This is a genomic window from Ellagibacter isourolithinifaciens, assembly GCF_008831035.1.
Lineage (GTDB): Bacteria > Actinomycetota > Coriobacteriia > Coriobacteriales > Eggerthellaceae > Ellagibacter > Ellagibacter isourolithinifaciens.
On sequence record NZ_WAJR01000045.1, the window covers coordinates 1 to 5,683 of the forward strand.

Annotated in this window: 8 protein-coding genes; 3 read left to right on the forward strand and 5 right to left on the reverse strand. The window is 60.9% G+C overall.

Annotation, left to right across the window (positions count from 1 at the left end; genetic code table 11):
• Positions 1-1,117, reverse strand: a 1,117-nt coding sequence (locus tag F8C90_RS10500; protein ID WP_158050458.1) for a MobA/MobL family protein, incomplete at its 3' end; no start/stop codon positions are given.
• Between the two features lie 155 nt (positions 1,118-1,272).
• Between F8C90_RS10500 and F8C90_RS10505 the strand changes: the two genes are divergently transcribed.
• The gene (locus F8C90_RS10505; RefSeq protein ID WP_012814670.1) at positions 1,273-1,575 is read left to right on the forward strand and encodes a hypothetical protein; all 303 of its coding nucleotides are present in this window, start codon (positions 1,273-1,275) and stop codon (positions 1,573-1,575) included.
• Between the two features lie 111 nt (positions 1,576-1,686).
• On the opposite strand, the gene F8C90_RS10510 is transcribed toward F8C90_RS10505, so the two are convergent.
• From F8C90_RS10510 to F8C90_RS10520, 3 genes are all read right to left on the reverse strand, one after another.
• Positions 1,687-2,019 (reverse strand): hypothetical protein, encoded by a 333-nt coding sequence (locus F8C90_RS10510; RefSeq protein WP_158050459.1) that lies wholly within the window; start codon positions 2,017-2,019, stop codon positions 1,687-1,689.
• Positions 2,020-2,021: 2 nt separating this feature from the next.
• On the reverse strand, positions 2,022-2,444 hold the full coding sequence (locus F8C90_RS10515; RefSeq protein WP_158050460.1) for a hypothetical protein: 423 nt from the start codon (positions 2,442-2,444) through the stop codon (positions 2,022-2,024).
• A gap of 79 nt (positions 2,445-2,523) precedes the next feature.
• Entirely contained in the window at positions 2,524-3,939 is a 1,416-nt protein-coding gene (locus F8C90_RS10520) for a helix-turn-helix domain-containing protein (protein ID WP_158050461.1), read from the reverse strand.
• A 177-nt stretch (positions 3,940-4,116) separates the two neighbouring features.
• Here F8C90_RS10520 and F8C90_RS10525 point away from each other — a divergent pair, with 177 nt between their 5' ends.
• Together F8C90_RS10525 and F8C90_RS10530 are read left to right on the forward strand one after the other, a co-directional pair.
• Positions 4,117-4,410: a hypothetical protein gene (locus F8C90_RS10525; RefSeq protein ID WP_246155907.1), complete on the forward strand. Its 294-nt coding sequence runs from the start codon at positions 4,117-4,119 to the stop codon at positions 4,408-4,410.
• Positions 4,411-4,415: 5 nt separating this feature from the next.
• Positions 4,416-4,688, forward strand: a complete 273-nt coding sequence (locus tag F8C90_RS10530) for a hypothetical protein (RefSeq protein WP_012814665.1) — start codon at positions 4,416-4,418, stop codon at positions 4,686-4,688.
• 176 nt (positions 4,689-4,864) lie between these two features.
• Here the strand turns inward: F8C90_RS10530 and F8C90_RS10535 are convergent.
• A partial coding sequence (locus F8C90_RS10535; protein ID WP_170264647.1) for a MobA/MobL family protein occupies positions 4,865-5,683 on the reverse strand: 819 nt, incomplete at its 5' end.

Genomic DNA, 5,683 nt, shown 5'->3' on the forward strand with positions numbered 1-5,683 from the left:
CCCCCGCCGCTTCGGCTTCGGCCTTGGCGCGGTTCTCCATGGCACGGACGCGGCTTCCCTCGTGCACCTGCGGGACGCGCTCGATGCCTTGGCGCTCGTAGCTCCTATGGTCTACGCGCCCATCGAACCCGTTCTCTTCGAGTGCGTCGTTTATGAGCGCCGCGATTTCGGAGCGCCATTCCTCGGCCTTGGTCGGCTCGTTCCAGTCGGTAAGGTATCGCGTCTCCTGCTTCGGGTTGCGCCCCTGCCTGCTCTTTCTTGTCAGCTCGGATACGTCTTCCGGGTCTGCCGATTGCCCGAGTTTGCCACGCACCCGCGCGGCGGCTTCCGTCGGCGTGAGCCATCGCGTTTCGCCGCCGATTCGGTACCTGTAGACCTTTTCCCATCCCTCGGCTTTCAGGAAGGCGAACTCCTTGGCGCTCGCCTTCCTGTCATCTTTCTCGCCGAGCTTCCTGCACACGTAGACATTCTCCGATTTTGCGAGGAACCCGTTTTCGCCGACGGGGCGCAGCGGTTCAAGCTCGTGCACGTGCCAGTTCGTTCCGTCGACGTTGCAATGGATGCACGCATCGACCACGTGGCCGGCGGCTGCGCGCTGCGCCACGTGTTTCCTCGCGAGCCTGATTTTCTCGTCGTCCGGCAGCTCGTCGGGCAGCGCCCACTCGATTCGGCGGCAGAGCTGCGCGTCGGCCTTCTTCTCGACGCGCTCGACCTCGTTCCACAGCGCACCGCGCTCGCCGAACCGCTTCGGCGCGTTGTCTGGCAGCGCGATTCCCAAATCCGCCACCAGACGCTCGTGCCTATGGGCTTTGGTGAAATCAAACATGGTTCCCTCGCGCTCGAACTCGATGGCCGAGCGCGATATGTATGCGGCACCAGCGACGGCGGACGCGCCGACGGCGCGTGACGCGACGGATATGTTGCAGTGAAAGATGGCCACCGCCAGACCTCCCGTGGACGAACCTTGGCAAGATGCCGGAGCGCCGCCGCGACGGCATCGCGCAGCCCGCGATGATTCCGGAATCGCTGCGGGCGAATGGCAAGACTGCGGAGCGGTCGCGTAGTCGGACGGTGTGACCGTTCCGACGGAGAAGCCCCGCGCAGCGGCGCACGTCATGCCGCAAGCGTGACATATAAGTGCGCTTTACCCCTACGGGCTAAAGACATTATAGCCATTCCGCGCCGCCGCGAAATGACCTACCATATGCACGGGTAGCGTCGGTGCCGCCGCCGACGCGGACAATTTCGACGGATTGGGCAAGGTGGTTCCGCATGGCGACGCTTGAGGAATTGGAAAAACGCAAAAGGCAGCTCGAAGCGCAGATTCAGCGCAAGAAGCGCGAGCTTGCGAAGTCCGAGCGCAAGGCGAGGAACCACGCCGTCATGGTCGCTGGCGGCCTGCTGATGGCGAAGGCCCCGGGCGGTGACTGGAAGTCGGTCGATTGGAACGCGCTCGCCGCGTTCATCGCCGGGCACGCCGACGAGATTTCGGCGTGCGGTACGCAGCCGCTCGACACGGATGGGGCGAGCAAGCGCCTTCGCGAGTGGGAGAAGGCAAAGCGCCAGCAGGTGTAGCGGCACTCGCCAGATGCCCAAAATCGGCCTTAAAAGAACATGGCCGCAGAACTCTTCTGCGGCCATGTTTCGGAGCCTTAAAACGGCTCTCAGACGTTCATTTGTGCCAAATCAGCTGAACGAGCAGTAGACGTACCCGCCCTTTCGGTCATACTCCCAATCGCCCGGAAGCTCGCTGCCGTCCGAATCGACCTCGACCCACCAGCCGTCCTCCGGGTCTCCCATGACGCGCCAGCGGCGCTTGCCGAGCTGCGACACGAGTTCATCGCCGTCAGGCTCGACGAGCGCGGAATCGCCCACATCGCCGACGCGCTCGACCGACAGAACCCACGCCTTGCCCTCGGCGCTCGCGATTCGGTTGAAGAACTCCGACAGCTCGAAGTCAGCCACCTCGGTGCGCTCGCATTCCCCCGACCTGCGCAGCACGGATACGTTCCACTTCACGGCTAGCCCCTCCAAGCCCTCTTGAGCCTTTGCCATCGGCTCAGCTTCTGCTCGGTCGATTCCAGCGCGAGCGTCTGGGCGGTCTCGTGGTGGAGCGCCTGAGCGCCCTGCACGGCCTTGGTGCTGTCGGCCACGGTATCCATGAGCTTGGCTATCTGCTCGTCCTTCTTGGCGAGCTGAGCATCCTTGACGGCAAGCTGCTCGACGAGCGCGGCAAGCGCTGGCGAATCGGCTCCGCTCGACCGCTCGGCACCGTGTATCTCCTGTGTATCTCGGTGTGTATCACCCTGTGTATCAGGCGGCTCCTCGTCAAGCGAATCGATGAACCCGCGAATCAAATCAGTTTGGGAACATCCTCGCAGCTCGGAAACCTTTTTTAGCTTGCAGATTTGCTCATCTGTAAGCCTGAACATCTTCTGCGGCACGTGTATCTCCTGTGTATCTCGGTGTGTATCACCCTGTGTATCAGCCCATTTCATCACCCAAATGAAAAGCGGGCAAGAATCAATCGGCTTTCGGCTCCGTCATATCGACGTGAACGTGCCCGTTTTCGTACCATGCGCCATCCGGCAGGCCGTCGGTGTCGCACTTCCAGCCCCTCAGCCATTTGATGACGGTAGGACGCGACACGCCAAGCGCCTTAGCTATATCCGAATGGTTGGCATTCGGGTGCTCGCGGGCATAGGAGCGAATCAGCTCGCACTTCTCGCCGCTTCCCTTTGGCCGACCGCTGTTTTCATACTCGTTCTCGCCGAGAACGTCGCGACGCATCTTGCGCAGCCCGTTCAGATACTCCATGTGCTGTGGCTGCTTCCTGTAGTTCCGCTTGTTCTTCGGGATGGCCATACCCGATATCTTCTCCAAGTCCTTAATCGGGAAATTCTTGTATCGCAAGTCGAGGCATTCGAGTGCGTTCTCGACCTCGTGGTCGTTGCCGAACGGATGCTCAGAGTCAACCGAGTTCAGGAACGGCACGAGGGACTCCATGTCGGCCTTGACGCGTTCGCGGTCGGTGATGCCGCACTTCACGGCGTATATCGCAAGCGCCATCAGGCAGAAGTACCTGTGCTTGTATGATGCGCCCTCGCGTATCTTCCGAAGCCACCAGTTGTATAGGTCTTCCTTGGCATCCCATGAGCCGTCGGCATGACCGCCGTTGACGATGACCTTCTCGTACCACTCGGGGAACTTCTCCTTGGCCTGTTCGAGCGTGTACCTCGTCTCCCTCCACTTCTTGGATAGGTCGACTTGCTGGTCTGGAGGAAGGAACCCGTTTAGCTCTTCGAGCGAGAACGGATGCGTGTTGACCCTGAATGCCCTCACCGTACCGCCGTCCTTGGTCTTGCCGCCGATGATGCGGAACCCTTGGTTGATGCCCTGGTGCTGCGGGTGCTCCCATTCCCTCGATGTGTACTTGTTCCACATCTGGTCGGTCAGGCGGTACTTCATGTCCTTCAGCAGGCTTTTGATGTTCGGGTAAAGGTCGGCGGGTTCCTCGAGGACGTAGTACAGGTGGATATTGTGCCCGCTCAGGATGATGTAGTTCGGATCGGGATAGTAGGGGTAATCGCTGCGGCAGTTGTAAAAGAAGTTCCGCAGAGTAACGTCATCCTGACCGTCGAGGTCGAAAATCAGGGCGCACATCTTACTCTGCGCATCGGCGGTGTTCGCCCTGCCCCAGTAGGTAAGCCCGTTCGTTATCGCCCAGTTCGCATCGCTGAACTCGGCAAGAGTGTCCTCGAACGTGTCCTCAAACAGGATGCGACGGCGAACCCTGTCCCCTTCGAGCTTCCCGTCCTCGTCGTAATGACCGCCGAACGAGCCGACGATGATGGGGTTCGCCTTGTGCTCACCGCTTGGCTCCCCTTCGGTCTGTATGAACCCGTACCCGAGCTGAAAGATATCGGAGTAGACATCCATGGCCGAGACCTCGAAAGCCCCGTACTCAAGAAGAACGGACTCAAGAGACAACCCACTCACCAACCTATCCCAGAAGCCCTCATAGGCACGTTATATTATCAATGATTTTATTTTACACCTAGAGCCGAAAAGACCCCCTGAAATACGGGCGTATTTCTCCCGATAGAAAGATATGATATGATTTCATATCATATCGAGAGGAGAACGGGCATGAGCCAGATAGGGGTTCACCCCAGAATCAGCGAGCGGCACCCCGAGGTGAGCGATGCGGACGTGATGGCGGCGATGCGGTCGATGATTCGCTACAAGCAGCGCGAATCGGGCGAGTGGATTGCCGTCGGCACGGACTCCCGCAGCAGGCTGGTCGAGCTCGTCTACATCTACGATGCCGACGATGACTACTTCTTCGTCTACCACGGGATGACACCGCCGAGCGGCAAGACGCTCAGGGAACTAGGCTTGGAGAGGTGATTTTGATGAACGTGAACGATTTCATGGCGAAGCACGGCATCACCGATGCCGACCTCGACCGTATGGCCGCGCCCTACGAAGACGGCAGCTTCGAGCCGGAACCCGATGGCAAGGTGTTCAGCGGCTCGCACCTCGACGCGGTCGGAACCCGCCGCGTGACGGTAGTCTACGACGCGAAGGACACGCAGAGGGTGGCCATGATAGCCCGCAGCAAGGGCGTGAAGCCGTCTTCGGTCTACAGGGACGCACTCGACTATTATCTTGCCGCACAGGCTTAAACGGTTGCCGCAGGCGGGTCAATGTAGCAGGCGGTGACTACGGGGCGGCGTGTTCCGCGCTTGCGCGGATCTAAGCCGACTCGTTCACCGGCTGCGGAATTGACGCGACGGTCAATCGAATAGACCAGACTTGAAAAAGGGTCGATGGATGCTCTGCTCCATCGACCCTTTCCTTGCTACCTGTCCTGCCCGATGTTGGGGTTCCGCTCGTGGCTCGGCTGCTCCTTGCGCCTTTGCGTCTGCTGTTGCGAAGCGGAACCGCCGCCCGGTCTCGGCTTTGGCTTGGGAGCGTCCTTCGCATGGCTCAGCCGCCACGCGTCGCACCTCTGCCAAGCGGACGAGATTGCCTGCTTTACGTCAGCATCGTCGGCGATTTCCGGTGCCGGGCGCGGCAACTTGAGCTTCGGCATGTCGGCGAGCATGTACCCGCCGCCGCGCGATTCCGCGCTCACGCCGCCCCTGTATTCCTTCTCGCGACGCTTCACGTCGGCGATGTAGGCATCCCTCATGCAAGAGATGCGTTCTAATTCGACCTCGGCGGAATTGTCGGAAAGATATTCGCCGAGCTTGGGGTCGAGGTCTGCCATGAGGGACGCGGCACGCGGTTCGTCCTCGTCGTAGACCCAGAAGTCGCGACCCTTCCAAGCCGTTGCCGCACCCCAGCCCTTGAGCCTTTCCCTGAAGTCGCGGAACCCCTTGGCGGCAGCGAGCGCATAGAGGCAAAGCCCGCGCAGGTTGCGCAGCAGCGCGTCCATGACGGTCGGTCTGCACCACATGTCGAGTTCCCTCGACGCTTCGGCCATCTCGGCGTTCGCCATACGGCGCTCGGCATTCTGGGCACCGCGCAGGGTCACGGGTTCGTATTCGACCCCCGCCGCTTCGGCTTCGGCCTTGGCGCGGTTCTCCATGGCACGGACGCGGCTTCCCTCGTGCACCTGCGGGACGCGCTCGATGCCTTGGCGCTCGTAGCTCCTATGGTCTACGCGCCCATCGAA